Origin of the sequence: Streptomyces sp. NPDC026673 (assembly GCF_040638135.1) — a bacterium.
GTDB lineage: Bacteria > Actinomycetota > Actinomycetes > Streptomycetales > Streptomycetaceae > Actinacidiphila.
The window spans coordinates 1-20,311 of sequence record NZ_JBEZXR010000048.1; the positions used below are offsets into that span (position 1 = coordinate 1).

At 72.2% G+C, this 20,311-nt stretch carries 7 protein-coding genes; 3 read left to right on the forward strand and 4 right to left on the reverse strand.

The features are described from left to right. Positions 1 to 342 precede the first annotated feature (342 nt). The 4 genes from AB0F62_RS27835 to AB0F62_RS27850 form a co-directional block, all read right to left on the reverse strand. The gene (locus AB0F62_RS27835; protein ID WP_361804805.1) at positions 343 to 1,122 is read right to left on the reverse strand and encodes an alpha/beta fold hydrolase; all 780 of its coding nucleotides are present in this window, start codon (positions 1,120 to 1,122) and stop codon (positions 343 to 345) included. A 17-nt stretch (positions 1,123 to 1,139) separates the two neighbouring features. Beyond that, positions 1,140 to 1,376 (reverse strand): MbtH family protein, encoded by a 237-nt coding sequence (locus tag AB0F62_RS27840; RefSeq protein WP_361804808.1) that lies wholly within the window; start codon positions 1,374 to 1,376, stop codon positions 1,140 to 1,142. 69 nt (positions 1,377 to 1,445) lie between these two features. Then, complete coding sequence (locus AB0F62_RS27845) at positions 1,446 to 3,119, reverse strand: hypothetical protein (RefSeq protein ID WP_361804811.1); 1,674 nt, start codon at positions 3,117 to 3,119, stop codon at positions 1,446 to 1,448. Positions 3,120 to 3,225: 106 nt separating this feature from the next. Further along, positions 3,226 to 6,330 carry an amino acid adenylation domain-containing protein gene (locus tag AB0F62_RS27850; RefSeq protein ID WP_361804814.1) on the reverse strand — a complete coding sequence of 1,035 codons (3,105 nt, stop codon included), beginning with the start codon at positions 6,328 to 6,330 and terminating at the stop codon, positions 3,226 to 3,228. 661 nt (positions 6,331 to 6,991) lie between these two features. Between AB0F62_RS27850 and AB0F62_RS27855 the strand changes: the two genes are divergently transcribed. The 3 genes from AB0F62_RS27855 (at position 6,992) to AB0F62_RS27865 (ending at position 20,302) form a co-directional block, all read left to right on the forward strand. Continuing rightward, positions 6,992 to 13,321, forward strand: a complete 6,330-nt coding sequence (locus AB0F62_RS27855; RefSeq protein WP_361804817.1) for an amino acid adenylation domain-containing protein — start codon at positions 6,992 to 6,994, stop codon at positions 13,319 to 13,321. Positions 13,322 to 13,382: 61 nt separating this feature from the next. Further along, complete coding sequence (locus AB0F62_RS27860) at positions 13,383 to 14,669, forward strand: ATP-grasp domain-containing protein (protein ID WP_361804820.1); 1,287 nt, start codon at positions 13,383 to 13,385, stop codon at positions 14,667 to 14,669. 266 nt (positions 14,670 to 14,935) lie between these two features. Further along, entirely contained in the window at positions 14,936 to 20,302 is a 5,367-nt protein-coding gene (locus AB0F62_RS27865) for an amino acid adenylation domain-containing protein (RefSeq protein WP_361804823.1), read from the forward strand. Positions 20,303 to 20,311: the final 9 nt, after the last annotated feature.

Genomic DNA, 20,311 nt, shown 5'->3' on the forward strand with positions numbered 1-20,311 from the left:
GGGACAACGCGGACATCGTCCGCCTGGCGGCGGGTCTCGAGGACCGCGTCGTCGGCGCCGCCTCTGTGTTTCGGACCCGCATGCGGCCGGTCACGGCACCCGTCGCGGTGCTGAGGGATCGCCGGTTGCCGAACACCGGCCCGCCGCGGGTAGCGCGACGGGCCGGTCCGCGGGATCGGACCACGGGGGTGCACGCCGCTCGCCCGCGGGATCCCGGTCGTGCCGTACCGGTTCCGGATCCGTGCGGGCGGTACCACGTGCCGCGGCGGATCGAACCGCGCGGCCGGGCATCGGCAGGGTGACCGAGGCGTCAGGCGTCGGCGGGGGCAGGCGCAGGGACGTTCACGCGCGGAAGGCTGCTCGACGACCGAGAAGATCGGCGACGAGATCAGGGGCATGGTCCTTGAGATAGAAGTGGCCGCCGTCGAAGGACCTCATGGCGAAGGTGGAGCTCGTCGCATCGGCCCAGGCGGCAACCGAGGCCGCATCGACATCCCTGTCCGCGCGGCCGTAGTAGGCGACCACCGGCACGTCGAGCGGGGCCCGCCCGGAGAACGCGGCCCGGTAGCGTCCGATCAGCCGGTAGTCCGCGCGGATCGACGGGATCAGCAGTTCCCAGAGCTCTTGATCGGCGAGGGTGTTCGCGTCCGCACCCCCGAGCTCGGCGATGTCCTTCCGGATCTCGGCGTCGGTCATGGTGAGCGGGTCCCGCGAACTCGAGCTCCGCCCCGGTGCCGAGGAACCGGAGACGAACAGTTCCGCCACCTGGCTGCCACCGGAGGACTGCATACGGAGCGCCACCTCGTAGGCGACGGACGCTCCCATGCTGTGGCCGAAGAACAGCAGAGGGACGTCGTCCGACGCCAGGCACGCCCGCGCCACCGGGCGCGACAGATCCGCCATGGACGCGGGCGGGGGATCCAGGAACCGGTCCTCACGACCGGGGTACCGGACTGCGGCAAGGTCCACGTGGTCGGGGACCAGGTCCGCCCAGTCCCGGAAGAAGCTCGCAGCGCCTCCGGCATGGGGGAAGCAGATCAGCCGGGCACGGGGCTCTGCCGAGCGCTTGAGCACCCGGAACCAGTCTCCGGCGAGTGCGTCGCCGTCGTTAAGTCTGGCCATCTCGACGAGGTCTGCTTCTACTCTTTGCCGTCCACCGACACCGGGCTCTCCTCCATCGCCGCGACCAGACTCCTGGGGCGCATGTCGACCCAGGAGCGTTCGACGTAGTCGAGGCATTCCTGACGCGCCGCCTCCCCGAAGACGATGTCCCACCCTTCGGGGACGTCGGCGCGGGCCGGCCAAAGGGAGTGCTGCCCCTCCTCGTTGGAGAGTACGAAGCAGGGTGCGCTCGGGTCTTCGAAGGGATGCGTCACGGCTGGTCCAGTGCTGTCGTCGGGTGGGTGCGGGCTGCGAGCCCTGACCGAGGGAGGCCGGGGCGGCGGTCAGCGGAGCTCGGCGAAGATCTCGTGCAGCAGACGACGCTCGTATGTCTCCTCGTGGTCCACCCCGCCCAGCATGTAGCCGCCGAACTTGACGTTGCCGCCGGCGTTGTCCAAGGCGATGACGCCCCGTCCGAGATCGGCCAGTGCCGCTTCGACGTCCGCCAGCTCCACTTCGGTGTTCTCCCGGATGTAGAGCTCGGAGAGCTTCCTGATGGGCAGCAGCTCGCCGTGCCACTCCCTGACGCTCGCGTGCTGTTTGAAGGCGTCACGGTACATGCGGGAGCCGGGGATGATCGCGGGCGCGGCGACGGAGATCGTCGTGATGGATCCCGCGTAGGTCTCCGCTATGGAGAGCCAGTTGTCCACTTCCTCCCTGAGCTGCCGCAAGGTGGTGCCCGGCAGGCCGAGGATCCCCGAGAGGTACATCTTGTAGTCCAGGCTCTGCGCCAGTTGCAAGGCCTCGATCACCCGGTCGGGTCCCTTGTTGATGCCCTTCGAGTTGCCCTTCAGCAGCTTGGGGTCGAAGGCCTCGATACCGACGTTCCAGGTCTTCACGAATCCCTTGCAGAGCTCGGCCGCCTGCAGGAACTCGTAGACCAGGCCGTAGGCGAGCATGAACCGCTGCCCCCGCAGGATCTCCGAACCGGCGCAGGCCTCGGCCAGCTCGTCGAGGAACGAGGAACCCCCGCCCCACTGGGCCTTCGACATCCCGAACGTGGAGTCGCCCGCGGCGTAGACGTTCGACTTCAGCTGGCCGACGAGGACTTCCAGCGTGGAGACGGCCGTGCCGACGTCCGTCGTCTTCGGCGTCAGCCCCTGGATCGAGCAGTGCAGGCACCGGCGTGTGGGGCGCCGGCCCCAGTTGCAGCCGCCGTCCAGTGGCAGGGTGACCATGCGTTTCAAGTCGTAGTGCGACGCGTACCAGACTTCGAACGCGTCGTCGTAGTGGGCTTTGAGCTGGTCCTCGATGAGCCGGTAGTCCGGGAGCATGCGTTCGGACAGGGGATACGTGGGCGCCGACTGGTTGTGGATCTCCCCGGCGCCGCCCCGGTACGCCAGCGACGGAATCCGCGAGAGGTCGATCCTCCCCTCGAGCCACGACAGCAGTCCCATCATGGTGAACGGGCCGTTGTTCCCCGTGCAGACGAAGTCCACGATCTTCGAGCCGTACGTTCCCGAGAGGACCTCGCGGTGCAGGATCCCGGGGTGGTCGTTGCCGAAGACGATCACGGCGTCGGGATTCACCCGTTTGATCTCGGCGGCGACGATGTACGCCCACATAGCGGTCGAGGAGTAGACGGTGAACGCCGCCATGTCGGGCGGATCCGCCTGGATCCTCGCCCGCACGACGTCCCAGTCGAGGTGGCTCATGTCCAGGTACTGCCAGTCCAGATGGGGGAAGCACGCGTTCTGGTAAGTGATCATCTCGACCAGCGCGGAATGCGGGTAGACCGTGCCCTCGTTCGCGTAGCGGGACTGGTCCCCCGCCTCGTCGATGAGGGCTCCTCCGCCGGAGTGGCTGCCGCGATGGGCGGACGTGAGAGGAAGCCCCACGTACCAGATGGTCCGGATCTTCTTCGCCCGCGGCTCTGAGGCCGGCTGGTCGACCGGATAGGACCAGATGTATCGGGAATCAGTGGCGGAGACCTGCTCCTCCACCGGTTCAAGGCTCATCATGACGGTCCCTCACTTTTCCGAAACACGAAACTGGTGCTCACACCGCCGGGCCGTACCGGTGGTCCGCCCGGCGGCGGCCGCCCGATCGGGCGGCCGCAGATTCTCAAATGGTCAAGCTGCGGCGCTGCGCCGGTGTCCGCAGCCGCTGCGCCAGAGCGGCGACGGTCGGCGCTTCGAAGAGATCGCGGACACCGAGGTCCGCGTCCAGCTGGGCGCGGATCGCGGCGACCAGCCTCGCGGCGAGCAACGAGTGGCCGCCGAGGTCGAAGAAGCCGTCGTCGATCCCGATCCGGTCGATGCCGAGGGCCTCCGCGAACAGCTCGCACAGCGCCTTCTCGTCGCGGGACCGCGGGGTGATGAGGGTGCCGTCTCCTCCCGCCTCCGGCGCGGGCAGCGCCGCGCGGTCCAGCTTGCCGTTGACGGTCAGCGGCAGCCGCTCCAGGTACACCACGGCCGCGGGCACCATGTAGTCGGGCAGCCGCTCACGCAGGTGGGCCCGGAGGAGGGGGGTCTCCTGTGCGCTGTCGCGTGCCGCCATGGGGCTGTTGGTGTAGATCGCCGGTTCCGCCAGGGGGACGGTCGGCTCGTATGCGGCGAGCATCCCGTCCACGCTGGAGAACAGGACGTCCACCTCGTCTACGGCCGTCGCCGACGGGGCGACCGCCACCTGGTAGCCCAGTTCGGCGCCGAGGGCGTACAGCGCCTCCGGATCGACCCCGTGCGGCGCTGCCGCCAGCAGGTCCCGGATCTCGGCGACGTCCGCTCCATGGTCGAAGGCGCGGACGGCCGCGGCCTCCTGGGCCGTCCGCCGGTTCGGCACGCCGGTCACCCTCAGCTGCTCGGGGCGTTGTTCGCGCAGCCGGGAGGCGAGGCCGGCGGCGGACGCCACGTCCTCGGACCAGCGCAGCCGGACGGGCTCCGGCGCGGTGGGGGGCACCGCTGCGCCCGCCTTGTGCAGCACGGCGTCGTACCGGTACCGGGTCATCTCGTTGTGGTGGCGGCCGCGGCGTACCTGGACGTCCACCGCGCCCACCGTCGGCTCCCGCCGGGCGAAGGCGTGGAAGAAATCCGGGGCGACGAGGAGTTCGGCCTCCAGGCTCAGGGCGCGCTCGACTGCCTGCCGAAGCCTGGCCCGGTCGTCCCGCGCGGACGCGCGACGCAGGACCACGGCGCTGGAGAGGCAGCGCAGGGACCTGGCGTCGCGGACGTCCCCGGCGAAGAGGGCCCCGCCGGGGCGGAGCAGGCTCCAGGCCTTGCCCAGCACGTCGAGCAGGTAGTCGCCGTCGGGGAAGTACTGCACGACGGAGTTGAGCACCACCACGTCGAAGTGGCCGGCCGGCAGGGTGCCGATGTCGTGGGCCGCCCGATGGCTGAGCTGGACCCGCCCGGCCAGACCGGCCCGTGCGGCCGTCTCGCGGCGCAGGGCGTCGACCGCCCGTGCGGAGATCTCGGTTCCCCAGTACTCCACGCATCCGGGAGCCAGCTGCGACAGCAGCAGCCCGGTTCCCACGCCGATCTCCAGGACGTTGCGGGGGCGCAGTTCGCGGATGCGCCGGACCGTTGCGTCGCGCCACTCCCGCATGTGGGGGAGGGGCAGGGGAGCGCCGTCGGCGTAGGTGTCGTGCCAGCCGGTGAAGTCCTCGCCGAAGGCGATGCCGCCCGTCGCCCCGGCGTCCGCGTACTGGGAGTCGAAGACCTTCGCCCAGTCGTCGACGTGTGCCATGGTGTCGGCGGGGGCCCGCAACCTGCGGCGGGGGACGACGTAGGCGACCAGGCGCCGATCGCCGGGGGAGTCCTCGCGGACGACGACCGCCGCCTGGTGCACCACCGGGTGGGCCTCCAGCGCCGCCGCGATCTCACCGGGTTCGACGCGGAAACCGCGGATCTTCACCTGTTCGTCCGCGCGGCCCAGGAACGCCAGGTCGCCCCGGTCGGTGCGGCGGACCACGTCGCCGCTGCGGTACATGCGGCTGCCGGGCGGTCCGAAGGGATCGGCCACGAAGCGCGCGGCGGTCAAGGAGGGGCGGCCCAGGTAGCCACGCGTCACCCCCGGTCCGGCGACGTAGAGTTCGCCCGCGGCACCGTGGGGCACCGGGCGCAGTGCCTCGTCCAGGACGTGGAGGCGCAGGTCGGGGATGCCGGTGCCGATCCGGCTCGGGGCGCCGGCGACGGCGTCGTCGCGGGTGAGTGCCGTGATGGTGGCGTGGACCGTGGTCTCGGTGATGCCGTACATGTTGACCAGGACGGGCGCGTCGTCGGCGTGCCGTTCGTACCAGGGCGCCAGTCTGGCGAAGTCGAGTGCCTCCCCCGCGAACACCACGGTGCGCAGGGCGAGTGGACTCCCGGTCGCGGGGCGGTCCTGGTCGGCGTGCATCAGCGGGTAGAAGGCGGACGGCGTCTGACTCAGGATCGTGACCCGCTCGTCGGCCAGCAGTTCGAGGAAGCGCTCGGGAGAGCGGCTGACGTCGTAGGAGACCACGACCAGGCGTCCGCCGTGCAGCAGCGCACCCCACATCTCCCAGACCGAGACGTCGAAGGCGTAGGAGTGGAAGAGCGTCCACACGTCGTGCTCGGAGAAACGGAAGAAGGAGGAGGTGCGGGTGAAGAGGCGGACGACGTTGTGATGGGACGCGACCACACCCTTGGGCCGGCCTGTGGAGCCGGAGGTGTAGATGACGTAGGCGGCCGTCTGCGGAGTGAGCGGGCCGTGGCGGTCCGCCGCGGTGGGCGCGGTCGCCGGACCGTGCGCCAGGTCCGCCCTGGTCCGCGGGTCCCGGAGGACCAGCGGCGGGACGTCGGTGCGCAGTGCGATCGGTTCGAGGCTGAGCAGCAGCACCGGGCGCGCGTCGTGCAGGGTGCGCTCCAGACGCTCCCGGGGGTGGTCCAGGTCCAACGGCAGATAGGCCGCGCCCGACTTGAGGACCGCGAGGACGGCGACCACGAGGTCGATCGAGCGCGGAAGGGCCAGGGCGACGACCCGTTCGGGGCCGGCGCCGTGCCGGATCAGCGCGTGGGCCAGGCGGTTGGCGCGCTCGTCGAGGGTCGCGTAGTCGAGGTGCCCGGTGCCGCAGGTGACGGCCGTGCGGCCGGGGTGCAGCAGCACCTGCGCCTCGAACAGATCCGCCAAGGTGGCGTCGCCAGCCGCGGGCGCGGGATCCGTTCCCAGTCGCCGGCGCACCGACGTGCGGTCCGACCCGGTCGTCGCCATCGCGCGTCACCTCTCTCGTCGTTCGTCCAGTGGACTGCGGTTCCGGGCCGTTCCGGTCCGGCGGAGTCGTCGCCGTACGCCGTGCGGGACCGTTGACTTCGGTTGCGGTCCGGGACGCCGGTCGGTGGCGCGTCCGCGAAAACCCGCGGCCCGTCTGCTGCTCGGTCGGTGAGATGCCTCGGTCCGCCCGATACGCCGACCGGCGGCCGGGCGGTGAAACAGGGTGACCGGCCACATGAGTTTCACGGTCGCCGGAAAACCGTAGCAGCCAATTCTCGCGGATTTCCCGGCAGGCGTCCGTCGCGCGGAATTCTCGGTGTTCGGCGTTGCGGCCAGGTCGACTGTAGCACCCTGGATAGCGGTGAATTGAGCCACCGGCCGGGCCGGACGTCCCGCTGCTTGTACGAGGTCCTGACGGCGGCCTCACCTCGGCCCGGTGCATTGCCGCACCCTGCGACCGTCGTGTGTGAAATTCACGTCAAGGGCGGCCTGGTAGCCGTCATGGACGCGTTAAGAATCGATTTGACGGATCTTCAGGAGGGTTAGGCTTTTCGTCGCCGCTGGTCATTGCCGAGTGGATGAAATTCGCCCGCGCCGTACGCGTGAGGGGAATGCGTCCGTTCTCGACGAGCAGGCCGAACGACCTCAAGGAACGGAAACGATGAACACCACAGGCGACGAGCCGCACGCATTGCTGAAGGCGCGTTTCGCGGCCGCTCGGGAAGCCTTGGCGGTGGAAACCGTCCGGTCCGCGGACAACGGTCGGGAAGGCCCTGTTCCACTGTCGGCCGTGCAGCGCAGGCTGTGGTTCCTCGCGCAGCTCGAACCGGACAGCCCGGCGTACAACGTGCCCCTGGTGCTGCGCCTCACCGGGCAGTTGGACGAGGAGGCCCTGCTGGGTGCCCTCAGGGACCTGGCGGAGCGGCACCGGGTGCTGCGCGGTGTCATCGATGCGGACGGAACCCAGCCGCTCGTGCGTACCTGCCCGGCCGCCGAGGTGCCGGTGTCGGTCAAGGACGTGGACGAGCAGGTTCTGGACGCGGTGCTGGCCGAGGAGACGGGTCGCCCGTTCCGGCTCACCGCCGAGCCGCCGATGCGGGCCGTGGTGTTCCGGTTGCCCGGCTGCTGGATGCTCACCCTGACGCTGCATCACATCGCCACCGACGGATGGTCACAGCGGCTGCTCCTCGCGGACCTGGGCTCCCTCTACGCCGCCCGGTGCGGTGACGGCGAGCCGCCGGCCCGCGCACCGCAGTACGCGGACGTGCCGACGGAAGGCGCAGAGGATCCAGTGGACCTCGACTGGTGGGCCGGGTACCTCGCCGGCCTGCCGCCCGTACTGGACGTGCCCACCGACCGGCCGCGAACCTCGGAATCGGCCTGGCCGGGTGGGGCGACGCCGGTGACGGTGCCGCCCGCGACGGCGGCCCGGCTGCGTGCCCTCGCCGTGGAGTCGGGCGCCTCCCCGTTCATGGTGGTCATGGCCGCCTGGCAGGCCCTGCTCGGCCGGCTCGCGGACACCGAAGACGTCGCGGTGGGTGTTCCCCACGCGGGACGGCACTCCGAGGCGAGCGAGGCGGTCGTCGGCTGCTTCCTCGACACGATCGTGGTGCGCACCGACCTCACGGGAGACCCGACCGGACGTGATCTGATCGCCCGGGTACGGGCCGGCGCACTGGACGCGTTCAGCCACTCCCGCACCCCGTTCGAGCGCGTCGTGGAGCGGCTCCGGCCGCAGCGGACCCTGTCGGCGACGCCGCTCTTCCAGGTGCTGCTCAACCTGTACGACGAGGTGGCCCCGCCCGCCCTGCCCGGCGTGCGGGCCGAGTGGCGGCTGGTGCAGCCGGCCACGGCCAAGTTCGACCTGAGCATGGAACTGGCCGACGGCGGGCCGGACTCCGCGCTGAGCGGCCGGCTCGAATACCGCCGCGACCTGTTCGACCCGCGCACCGCCGAGAACCTGGTGGGGTGGTTCCTCGCCCTGCTGGACGGGATGACCACCGATCCCGAACGCCCGGTCGCCGCGATACCCCTGGAACCGGCGACAGGCCCCGCCCTCGCGGGCCCGGCCGCGGAACCGTCCGCGGTGCCGGTGCACGAGCGGTTCGAACGGTGGGCGGACGAGCGCCCCGACACGATCGCCGTGACCGGTCCCGACGGCACCCTCACCTACCGCGAGCTGGAAGCGCGCGCCAACCGGCTGGCGCACCGGCTGATCGCCCTGGGTGTGGGCCCGGACCAGCCGGTCGGGATCCTGCTGGATCCCGGATGCGACTTCGCCACGGCCGTTCTCGGCATCCTCAAAGCGGGTGGCGCGTACCTTCCCATGGACACGGCCCACCCCGCCTCCCGCATCGGCGGCATGCTGCGCACCTCCGGCGCCCGGCTGGTCGTGACGGCGGGCGAACCCGCCGACCGCGTCCGCGACATGGCGGCCGTCGTCGAACCGGGCTCCGCCCACGACGTCTGGCCCGACGCACGGCCGGCCGTGGAGGTCGGCCCGGATCGGCTGGCCCACGTCGTCTTCACCTCCGGATCGACCGGAGCCCCCAAGGGCGTCGCCGTGAGCCACGGCAACCTGGCCCACTGCGTCACCGGTCTGACCGCTCGCATGCCCCAGGTGGCGGGCGGAACCTTCGCGATCGTGTCCACGGTCGCCGCCGACCTCGGGCTCGCCTGCCTGTACGGAGCCTGGCTCACCGGCGGCACGCTCCACCTGCCGGACCGGGAGACGGCCACCGATCCGAGGGCCTTCGCCGCGTATCTGACGCGACACCAGGTGGACGTCGTCAAGCTCGTACCGAGCCACCTCACCATGCTCGCCCGCCACGGAGACCTCGCCGACGTCCTGCCCGCGAAGCTGCTGATCCTCGGCGGGGAGGGCTGTCCGTGGTCCCTGGTGGAGGAGGTCCGCCGGCTGCGGCCGGACCTCGCCGTCCACACTCACTACGGGCCCACCGAGACGACCATGATGTCGCTGATCTGCGACGTGGACGACATCCCCGAGGAAGCGCGCACCGGTCTGGTGCCGCTGGGCCGCCCGCTGCCCAATGTCACCGGCCTGGTCGTGGATCGCTCCGGCCGGCCCCGGCCGGCGGGTGTCCCCGGTGAACTCCTGCTCGGTGGCCCCGGCGTGTCCCGCGGCTACGTGGGACGACCGGACCTGACCGCCGAACGGTTCGTGGACGGCCCGGACGGCGGACGCTGGTACCGCACCGGCGACCTCGTCCGGCTGCGCGACGGGGGAGTCGTGGAGTTCCTCGGCCGAACCGACGACCAGATCAAGGTCCGCGGCCACCGGGTCGAACCCGGCGAGGTGACCGCCGCACTGCGGGCACTGCCCGAGGTGGCCGACGCCGTCGTGCTGCCCGAGGGGGACGGGGACCAGCGGCGGCTGGCGTGCTGGGTCGTGCCCGCACCCGGCCACACGCCTCGGGTGGACGCGATCCGTTCCCGGCTGCGGGAGTCGCTGGCCGAACACATGGTGCCGGACTCCATCGTCGTGGTGACCGGTATCCCGCTCACCCCCAACGGGAAACCCGACCGGGCGGCCCTGCGGGAGGCGCCGAGGCCCGCCGAGGCCGAGGCAGCCCCGGCTGCACCGAGCACCCCCGCCGAGCGGGCGGTGGCCCAGGTGTGGACGGCAGTGCTCGGCCTGCCCCGGGTCGGCGCGACGGACGACTTCTTCGCGCTCGGTGGCCACTCCTTCGCGGCCACCCGGATGGTGGGCCTGCTGGCCGAGGCCACCGGCTGCAAGCTTCCGGTGCGCGTCGTCTTCGAGCACCCCGTGCTGCGCGACCTGGCCGCAGAGCTGGAACGCCGTACCGTCGGGACGGTGGTGTCCGGGCCCGTGCCGAGGCGCCCGGATCCCGCCGCGCCGGTACGGCTCACGCCCGCGCAGGAACGACTGTGGTTCCTGTGGCGGCTGCGTCCCGACAGCGATGCCTACAACACGAGTGTGGCGCTGCGGCTGAGCGGCCCGCTCGACGTGGCCGCCCTGCGTGCCTCGCTGCACGAACTCGGCGCGCGCCACGAGGTGCTGAGCACCGTCGTCGCCGAGACGGAGACCGGTCCGGTGGCCGTGCGGGTCGCCCCCGGGTCGCTCGCGATGCCCGTCGTCGAGGTCGCCGCGGAAGGGGTCGAGGCCGCGGTGCGGGCCGAGATCTCGCGCCCGTTCGCCCTGGACGGCGAACCGCCCCTGCGGGCGTTGCTCCTGCGCGGCTCGGCGGCCGAGCACATCCTCGTGCTGACGGTTCATCACATCGCCGTCGACGCCTGGTCGTGGTCGACCATCGTGGACGACCTCTCGGCCCTGTACGAGGCCCGGCGCGGCACCGGACCGGCTCCGGACGCACCCACCGTCCAGTACGCCGACGTCGCCGAATGGCAGCGCCACGGGCGCGACCGCGAAGCCGCGGACGCGGAACTGGACTGGTGGACGGCGCACCTGCGCGGTCTGTCCCCGCTCGCCCTCCCGGTGGACCGGCCGCGCGGACCGGAGGCCGGCTGGTCGGCCGCGTCCGAGCCGGTCGTCCTGCCCGCGCCGCTGGCCGCGCGACTGCGGAAGGTCGCGGCGGAGCTGGACTGCACCCCGTTCATGGTGCTGCTCACCACCTGGCAGACGCTGCTGGCCCGACTCGCCGGCACCGAGGACGTACCGGTCGGTGTACCGGTGTCCGGACGCACCCAGCCCGGCACGGAGCGCATGGTGGGCTGCTTCGCCAACACGCTCGTGCTGCGCGGCGACCTGTCCGGCGACCCCACGGTCGGACAGGCACTGCTGCGGACGCGGGCCCGGGTGCTGGCGGCCCTCGACCACGCCGAGACGCCCTTCGAGGACGTCGTGGGGCGACTGCATCCGGAACGCGACCCGGACTCCACACCGCTGTTCCAGGCCATGCTCAACGTCATCGACCTGCCCCTCCCCACGGACATGTTCGCCGACGTGGCCGCGACGCGGATGGACACGCCGAGGACAGCGGCGCAGGCCGACCTCGCGCTGGCCCTGGCCGACGACGGCACCGGGTTCGCGGGCACGCTGACCTATCGGACCGGTCTGTTCGACCAGGCCACCGTGCGGCGCTGGGCGCGCTGGTTCCTCGCACTGCTCGACGCGGTGCTCGACGCGGTGCTCGACGCGACGGACCGGCCGATCCTCGCGCTCGACCCGCTGTCCGCCGGGGAACGCGCGGAACTGCGTTCGGCGGCGACCGGCCCGTCACTGCCGCAGCAGCGCCCGGCCACGGTCGTCGCCGCCGTTCTCGAGCAGGCGCGACGCAGGCCGGACGCGGTCGCGGTCCTCGCCGCCGACGGCGCGGTGAGCTACGCCGAACTGGCCCAGTGGTCCGGGCGGGTGGCGGCCGCCCTGGTGGCGCAGGGTGTCCGGCCGGGTGAACCGGTCGGGGTCTGCCTCCCACGCGGCCGGCTGCTGCCCGGAACGCTGCTCGCCGTCCTGCGGGCGGGGGCGGCGTACCTGCCGCTGGACCCCGAGCACCCGACCGCCCGGCTGTCCGGGCTGGCCTCGGACGCCGGGGTGCGTGTGGTCGTCGCCGGCGGCACGGCTCTCGCCGCGGCGCGTGCGGTGCCGGGGGTCACCGTGATCGACGTGGACGAGGCCGCGAAGACGACGGCCCCTCCCGCCGAGCTGATGGAGCCGGAGGCGCGGCAGACGGCGTACGTCCTGTTCACCTCCGGCTCGACCGGCCGGCCGAAGGGCGTGCAGGTGACCCATGCGAACCTGGCCGCCTTCGTCGCCGCCCTGTCGGCGAGTCCCGGGATGACGGAGGACGACGTCACCCTCGGTGTGGTGCCGTTCACCTTCGACGTGTTCGGCTACGAACTGTGGGTGACCCTGGCCTCAGGTGCTCGACTGGCCCTCGCGGACCGGGACACCGCGGCGGACGGCCACGGCCTGGCCGCGTGGATGGAGCAGACCGGCGTCACCGTTGCGACGGCGACGCCGACCGCGCTGCGCATCCTGATGGCGGCCGACTGGCCCCGCCGGCCCGCGCTGCGGGTGATCAGCATCGGCGAAGTGCTCGACCCGGCGCTGGCCCGGGGACTCGCGGGGCGCGTCGGCGAGCTGTGGAACGCCTACGGGCCCACCGAGACGACGATCTACTCGACCATCGCGCGCGTCGACCGGCCGGTCGGAGACGAACCGGTGCCGGTCGGCGGCCCCATCGCCGGAACCCGGGTGCACGTCGTGGACCGGCGGGGGCGGCTCACGCTCCCCGGCGTCACCGGCGAACTGTGGATCGCCGGCGCGGGTGTGGCCCACGGCTACCTCGGCGGGTCCGGCCTCACCGAGGAACGGTTCGTCACCGGTCCGGACGGCGAGCGCTGCTACCGGACGGGTGACCTCGCAAAGTGGCACGGCCGCACCCTCGAGTACCAGGGCCGGACGGACAACCAGGTCAAGGTGAGCGGACACCGCATCGAACCGGGTGAGATCGAGGCCGTGCTGCGCCGCCATCCGGAGGTCGCCGACGCCGTCGTCACGGTGGTGGGCCGGGAAGGCGAGCGGCAGTTGGCCGGCTACGTCGTCACCCGAAACAGTGGCCGCCGGACCGAGCCCTTCGAAGAGCATCTGCGGGCCACGCTGCCCGCGTACATGGTCCCGCGCCGGTGGATCGTCCTCGACGCGCTCCCCACCACGGCGAACGGAAAGGTCGACCGTGCCGCGCTGCCCGCGCCCGACGTGGCAGAGCCGACGGCGGTGGCCCCCATGTCGCCGATGCAACAGCTCGTGGCGAGGATCTGGGCCGAAGTGCTCCACGTGGAGGAGATCGGCCCCGAGGGCGACTTCTTCGCGCTGGGCGGCACGTCGCTGTCCGCGACCCGGATGCTGGGGCGGCTGCGCGACGCGCTGGGCCAGCGAGTGCCGGTGCGGACCCTCTTCGACCGGCGGGTGCTCGCGGACTTCGCCGACGAAGTGGAGCGGACGATCCTGGAGCGCCTCGCCGCCGAGCAGGGCGAAGGACCGGCATGACGGATCGGGCCAGAGCCGTGTGCCGGCGGAGAACGATCCTGAACGCCCGAGGAGAGCAGGAATGACGACGACCCCTCCCGTGATCATGGTGGGATTCGCCTGGGTGGCGGTGGCCGCCATCGGCGTGTTCCAGCCCGACGCCTCGGTGATCCTCATCGAGGAACCGGAGACCATCCACGACCGCGACCTGCGATCCCAGCTCAAGGACGCGGCGGTGATCCGTGAAGTGGTCGGATGGGAGTACCAACTCGACGGTACCGCAGACGAGTTCTTCAACGCCCATCCCGATCTCGCCCCGGCCGCGATAGCCCCGGCCGTCGAGTACGCCACTCCGTTCGCCGCGCGGCTCGCCGAGCGCTACGGCCTCCCCGGAGCCGGGCTCGGCGCAGCACGACTGCTGCGCGACAAATCGCTGCTCCGCAGGGTGACCCGGGCGGCCGGTATCCCCAACCCCGAGTCCCGGGCCGTCGACAGCGCGGAAGAGGTACGAGCGTTCATGACGGCCCACCCGGGCCCGGCGATCCTCAAGCCGGCCGACCGGGTGGGGTCCCTCGCCACGTACGTCCTCCGGTCCGCCGACGAGATCGACGCGGCCTGGGCGCAGTGCGTCGAGGAGTGCCGCACCCTGGACGTGAGCGTCTCGGGGCCGGACCGGTCGGCCGCCGTGCGGATGCTCGTCGAACGCTTCGTCCAAGGGCGCGAGTTCAGCGTGGAGTTGCTGGTGTCGTCCGGCCGCACGCTGTTCGCCAACGTGACGGAGACGGAGCTGTACCCGGGCCCCAGGCCGGTCGAGCGCGGAAAGCTGACGCCCGCCGACATTCCCGAGGAGCTCGAAACGCGCCTGCGTGAGCAGACCGAGGCGGTCGTGCGCACGGTGGGTTTCGACACGGGCCTCGTCTGCTGCGAGTGGATCGTCGAAGCGGGCACGCCCTACCTGGTCGAGTGCGCCGGACGCCTGCCCGGCGACCGCATGGTCGATCTGATCGAGTGGGCCTACGACACGGAGTTGTTCCGCGCGTACTGGAACCTCCACAAGGGTGAGATCCCGACGCCCCCGCTACCGCGGCGGGCCGGGCGCTTCGCGGCGGTCCGCTTCCTGCACGCCGGGCCCGGCGTGGTCGACACGGTCGGCGGGCTGGAGGAGGCGTATGCGGTACCGGACGTCATCCACTGCGGCTTCCTGGTGGAGCCCGGCACACGGGTCTACGAGCTGCGCCATTCGATGGACTGCGCCGCGTTCGCCATCAGCTGTGCGGCGACTCCGGACGAGGCCGTACGCAGGGCGGAGGAGGCGGTGAACCGCCTGCGGATCACGATGCGGCCCTCGCCCGGAACGTACGGATCATGAGGTTTTCCCGGGCGGCCATCGGATGCGCCCGCGCGGTCCGGGTCAACTGACCCGGAACCGGCGCGTGGGGTGTCTCCGCATCACTCCGGATTCCGGAGGAGAGACGCCCCCTTCACAAGAGTTCACAGCACAAACGCCGACCGGACATCGACACCGGGCACCGGACCGTCACGGGCGGAGAAGCCCCGGTGACGTCGTGCCGATGAGGCGGCGTCGTCCGGACCACCGGCCGGCGGCGGTCGGCACCTTGAAGGAGGATGGACACCATGGGAGCTGGGGCTCTCGGTGAAGGCTCGCTGGCGACCGCGGACGATGTGCGGACGCGCTCCCGCGAGCTGCTGGAGCGGCGGCTGGCGGCGGCACTCGCCAAGCCCGCCGACACGCTGCCACGCCGCTCCGACCCGTCCGCGGCGATCCCGCTCACGTCCGCACAGACCAGACTGTGGTTCCTCGAGCAGCTCGGCACCAGTGGTTCCGCGTTCCACTCCCGCGTCGTGCTGCGGCTGCGCGGTTCCCTGGACGAGCAGGCCCTGTTCGGTGCCGTCCGGGAACTGGCGCAGCGCCACGAGGTGCTCCGCAGCCGGATCGAGGAACGGGACGGGGAACCCGTCACCGTCGTGGGCAGCGCCGCGGACGTACCGGTGACCGTCGAGGACGTTCCGGCCGATCACCTGGACGCGGCACTCGCGGCGGAGGCCGACCGGCCCTTCGACCTGGCACGGCGGCCGCCCATGCGCGCCGCGCTGCTCCGCAGCGGTGACGCGTCGACACTTGCCCTGACATTCCATCACATAGCGATCGACGGCACGTCCCTGGGCGTGATCCGTGCCGAACTCCCCGTGCTGTACGCCGCCATGCTCGGACTCGCCGAGGCCCCGCCGTCTCCGGAGCAGCACACCGACTACGCCGCGTGGCAGGCCTCCCGTCCGGAGCAGAACGACGACGTGGACTGGTGGGAGGAGCGACTGGCCGGTCTCGCACCTCAGTTGGACCTCCCTTCCGACCGGCCCCGGCCCGCGATCGCGAGCCCTGCGGGCAGCGAGGTCGACCTGGCGATCGCCGGCGACCGGGCCGAGCGGGTCCGGGCGGTCGCCGCGCGGACCGGCTGCACCCCGTTCATGGTGTTCCTCGCGACCTGGCAGGCCTTGCTGTCCCGCATGTGCGCCACCACCGACGTGCCGGTGGGCGTGGTGGAAGCGGGCCGCCGCCATCCCAGTACGGACGCCATGGTGGGCTGCTTCATCAACACCGTCGTCATGCGCACCGACCTGTCCGGCGACCCGACGTGGGCGCAACTGCTGCAGCGGACCAGGGAGGTGGCGCTGGACGCGTTCGCCCACGCCGACGTGCCGTTCGAGCGGGTGGTCGCGCGGCTCCGGCCCGACCGCAGCGCCACCTCCGCCCCGATCGTCCAGACGCTGTTCAACTTCCTGGTCCTGGACGACGAACCGCCGGCCTTCGCGGGCCTCGAGGTGACCTCGCTGAGCCCACCGGTGCTGTCCGCCAAGTCCGATCTCCACCTCACCCTTGCGGAAGGACCGGCCGGCTTCACCGGCACCCTGAACTACCGCAGCGACCTCTTCGACGAGGAGACCGTCCGGGACATCGCGTCGTGGTACGGGAACCTGCTGGCGCAGCTGCTGGACGACCCCGACGGGCCCGTGGGCGCCGCGGCGTTGACGCCCGACGCCGCGCCGGAACTGCGCGGCCCGGTGCGCGAGGAGGCACCGCGTACCCTGCACCCGCTCGTCGAGCGGTGGGCGGACCGCACCCCCGACGCGCTCGCCGTGGTGGCGCCCGACGGACGCCTCACTTACGGGGAACTCGATCGCACCGCCAACCGCATCGCCCACGCCCTGATCGCCGCCGGAGTCACCTGCGACGAGCCCGTCGGCGTACTGCTGGAGCACTCGGTCGCCCTGCCCGCCGCCCTGCACGGCGTCCTGAAGGCGGGTGCCGGATACGTGCCGCTGGACGCCATGTACCCGGCGAGCCGGATCGTCTCGATCCTGGAGACCGCCGAGGTCCGCACGGTCGTGACCGTGCGGGAGTTCGCATCACTCGTTGAGGGCGACGGCAGGCACGTCGTGGTACTCGACGATCCCACGACGCTCCGGGACCATCCCGATCACCGGCCCGACGTGCCGGTGCGCCCCGGACACCTGCTGCACGTCATCTTCACCTCCGGGTCCACCGGTACGCCCAAGGGCGTCTCCGTCGAGCACGGCAGCGTGACCGACTACCTGGACGGCGTCCTGGAACGGCTGGGCCAGGACGTCCACGGCGGCCTCTTCGCCGTGATGTCCACCATCGCGGCCGACTTCGCCCACACCTGCTTCCACGCGGCCCTGACCACCGGCGGCACCCTCCACTTCGTGGCACGCGAGACGGCCATGGATCCCGTGGCCTTGGCCGGCTACCTGGCCGAGCACCCCATGGACGTCATCAAACTCGTCCCGAGCCACTTCGAACTGCTCGCGGCCCACGGCGACATCGGCGCCGTCCTGCCGCGCAAGCTGCTGATGTTCGCCGGCGAGGCGCTGCCCTGGTCCATCGTCGAGCGGGCCCGAGCCGCCCGCCCGGAACTGCGGGTGCAGAACCACTACGGGCACACCGAATCCACCATGGTCCGCATGGTCTGCGACGTCGACGACGTTCCGGAGGGCCTGCGCAGCGGCATCGTCCCGCTCGGCCGCCATCCGGTGCCCAACACCATGGGCTTCCTCGCCGACCGGGACGGCCGCCCGCTGCCCGCGGGCATACCGGGGGAGTTCCTCGTCGGCGGCCCCGGAGTCGCCCGCGGCTACATCGGCGCACCGGAGCTGACCGCGCAGCGGTTCGTCACCGTGGACGGGCAGCGGCTGTACCGTTCGGGCGACGTCCTGCGGATGCGCCCGGACGGCTGGGTGGAGTTCCGCGGCCGCGTCGACGACCAGGTGAAGGTGCGCGGCTACCGGGTGGAGCCGGGCGACGTCGCCGAAGCCCTGCGCGCGCTGCCGGGCGTCGCCGAAGCGGTCGTGCTGCCCGTCGGCGAAGGACAGCGCCAGGCCCTGGCGGCCTGGGTCGTGCAGAACCCCGGAAGCCCGCTGGACTCCCGCGAGCTCCGCACCGGGCTGCGGGACCGGCTGCCCGAGTACATGGTGCCCGCCTCCCTCACGGTGCTCGACCGGTTCCCCCTGACACCGAACGGCAAGGTCGACAGGGCCGCCCTGCCGCGCCCCACCGCGCAGGACGCCGACGAACGCGTGCCGCCCCGCACCCGTACAGAGCACCACCTCGCCGAGGTGTGGGCACAGGTCCTCGGACTGCCCGGCATCGGGATTGACGACGACTTCTTCGCGCTCGGCGGCGACTCGTTCACCGCGGTCCGCGCCGTACGGGCCTGCGACCCCGGGCTGCGGGTGATCGACATGTTCACCCGGCCCACCGTCCGTGAACTGGCCGCGCACCTCGACGCGTCCGACACCGGGCGGGGCCGTCTGCTCCACCGCCTGAGCGGGTCGCGGAACGCCGCGGCCACCGTGGTCTGCTTCCCGTACGGAGGCGGGTCGGCGGCCGTCTACCAGCCGCTCGCCGTGGCACTCCCGGACGATCTGGCCCTGCTCGCCGTCGAGTTGCCCGGACACGATCCCGCGCGCCCCGCCGAGGAGTTCCTGCCCCTCGACGAGCTCACCGAACGGCTCGCCGAGGAGATCCGGGCGACGGTCGCCGGGCCCGTCCTCGTCTACGGGCACTCCGTGGGATCGGCCGCCGCCGTCGCGCTCGCCCGCAGGCTGGAGGCCGGCGGACGCGAGGTGCTCGGCGTGGTCGTGGCGGGCAACTTCCCCTCCGCGGGCCTGCCGGGACGGGTGGCCGCCTGGGCCAACCGCGTTCTGCCGCTGGAGCGCTGGGCCTCCAGCCGCCACTACCGCGACATCCTCCGCACGACCGGCGGAATCCTCGATGACATGGACGACACCACCACCGAGACCGCCCTGCGGGCCATGCGCCACGACTCGACGCAGGCCCGGGCCTGGTACGGCCGGGAGCTGGCCGCGCCGCGCGCCGCCCTGAAGGCGCCGGTCCTGTGCGTGGTGGGCGAGGCCGACCACTCCACCGAGCTGTACCAGGAGCGGTACCGCGAATGGGGTGCCTTCGCCGACCGGGTCGAGCTCGCCACCCTCCCGAAGGCGGGCCACTACTTCCTGCGTCACCAGGCCGGCGCCCTCGCCGCCCTGCTCAAGGAGCGGATCACGGACTGGACCGCCGGGCGCCTGCCAGAACCGGTCGCCGCGGTCCCGGTACGGCCCTCGGGTCTGCGCCCCTTCCACACCGTCGCCGCCGGGCAGTTCCTGTCCATGCTGGGCGGCAGCCTCAGCATGTTCGCCCTCGGCGTATGGGCCTACCAGCGCAGCGGCCGGGTCCTGGACCTGGCCCTCGTCACCATGCTCGCCACGCTCCCCGCCGTACTGGCGACACCCGTCGGGGGAGCGGTCGCCGACCGGGTGGACCGCCGCCGCGTCATGCTCGCGGCGGACGGCACCAGCGCGCTCGCCATGGCGGCGCTGGCGGTGCTCCTGGCCACGGGCCGGACGTCCCTGGCCGCCGTGTGCCTCATCGTGACGATCACGTCGATCGCGACGGCCTTCCACCGGCCCGCGTATCTGGCCGCCACCGCCCAGCTGGTGCCCAAGCCCTACCTGCCGCAGGCCAACGCCCTCGTGGGGCTCGGACTCGGTTTCGCCGGTGTCGTCGGACCGCTGCTCGGCGGCGCGCTCGTGGCCCTCGTCGGAGTGTCCGGCGTCGTCGGAGTGGGCGTATGCGCCTTCGCGGCGGGCATCGGGTCCCTGCTGGCCGTCCGTTTCCCCGACCGGATGTTCCGGCGGCAACGCGAGTCCTTCGGTCAGGCCCTCACCGGCGGCTGGCGGTTCATCGCGAGCCGTAGGCCGCTGCTCCTGCTGACCGGCTTCGCCGCGGTGCTGAACCTCTTCGCCTCGACGGTGTTCGTCGCGGTGCAGCCGCTCGTGCTGTCCTTCGCCGGAGTCCCGCAGCTCGGCCTGGTGACGACCCTGGGCGGACTCGGCGGCGTGGTCGGCGGTCTGCTGATGATCCCCTGGGGTGGGACCCGGCGCCGGGCCACCGGCATGATCGGCGCCACCCTCGGCGTCGGCGCCGGCACCGTCCTGATGGGCGTGCACGCGTCACTGCCCGTCGTGGCGATCGGCCTGGCGCTGCGGATGGGCGCCATGGCCGTGATGAACGCCCACTGGCTGTCGATCATTCAGGTCAAGGTCGGGCAGGAACTGCAGGGCCGGGTCCTGGCCACCAACGTCATGCTCGCGCTCGCCACCCAGCCCGTGGGCTTTCTCGCGGCGGGCCCGCTCGCCGACGGCGTCTTTGCGCCACTCCTGCGGGGGCATCCCGGGCTCGGCGGCATGCTCGGCAGCGGCCCCGGACGCGGCATGGCCCTGCTGCTCATCGTGTGCGGGCTGTGCATAGCCGTATGGGGCGCCGTCGGACTCCTGTACCGGCCGCTGCGGAGGCTGGAGGACGACCTGCCCGACGCGACACCCGGTGCCGAGACCGAACACGACCTGGACCTCGTCCAGGAGCAGGCGGACGCCCGGTTCGCCGCCATCCGGAGCAAGGGCTGAGTCGACCGT

Bases quoted from the DNA above. Each gene is read 5' to 3' on its own strand.
- AB0F62_RS27850 (WP_361804814.1), bottom strand. From the start codon at position 6,330: ATGGCGACGACCGGGTCGGACCGCACGTCGGTGCGCCGGCGACTGGGA.
- AB0F62_RS27845 (WP_361804811.1), bottom strand. From the start codon at position 3,119: ATGAGCCTTGAACCGGTGGAGGAGCAGGTCTCCGCCACTGATTCCCGA.
- AB0F62_RS27865 (WP_361804823.1), top strand. From the start codon at position 14,936: ATGGGAGCTGGGGCTCTCGGTGAAGGCTCGCTGGCGACCGCGGACGAT.
- AB0F62_RS27860 (WP_361804820.1), top strand. From the start codon at position 13,383: ATGACGACGACCCCTCCCGTGATCATGGTGGGATTCGCCTGGGTGGCG.
- AB0F62_RS27855 (WP_361804817.1), top strand. From the start codon at position 6,992: ATGAACACCACAGGCGACGAGCCGCACGCATTGCTGAAGGCGCGTTTC.
- AB0F62_RS27835 (WP_361804805.1), bottom strand. From the start codon at position 1,122: ATGGCCAGACTTAACGACGGCGACGCACTCGCCGGAGACTGGTTCCGG.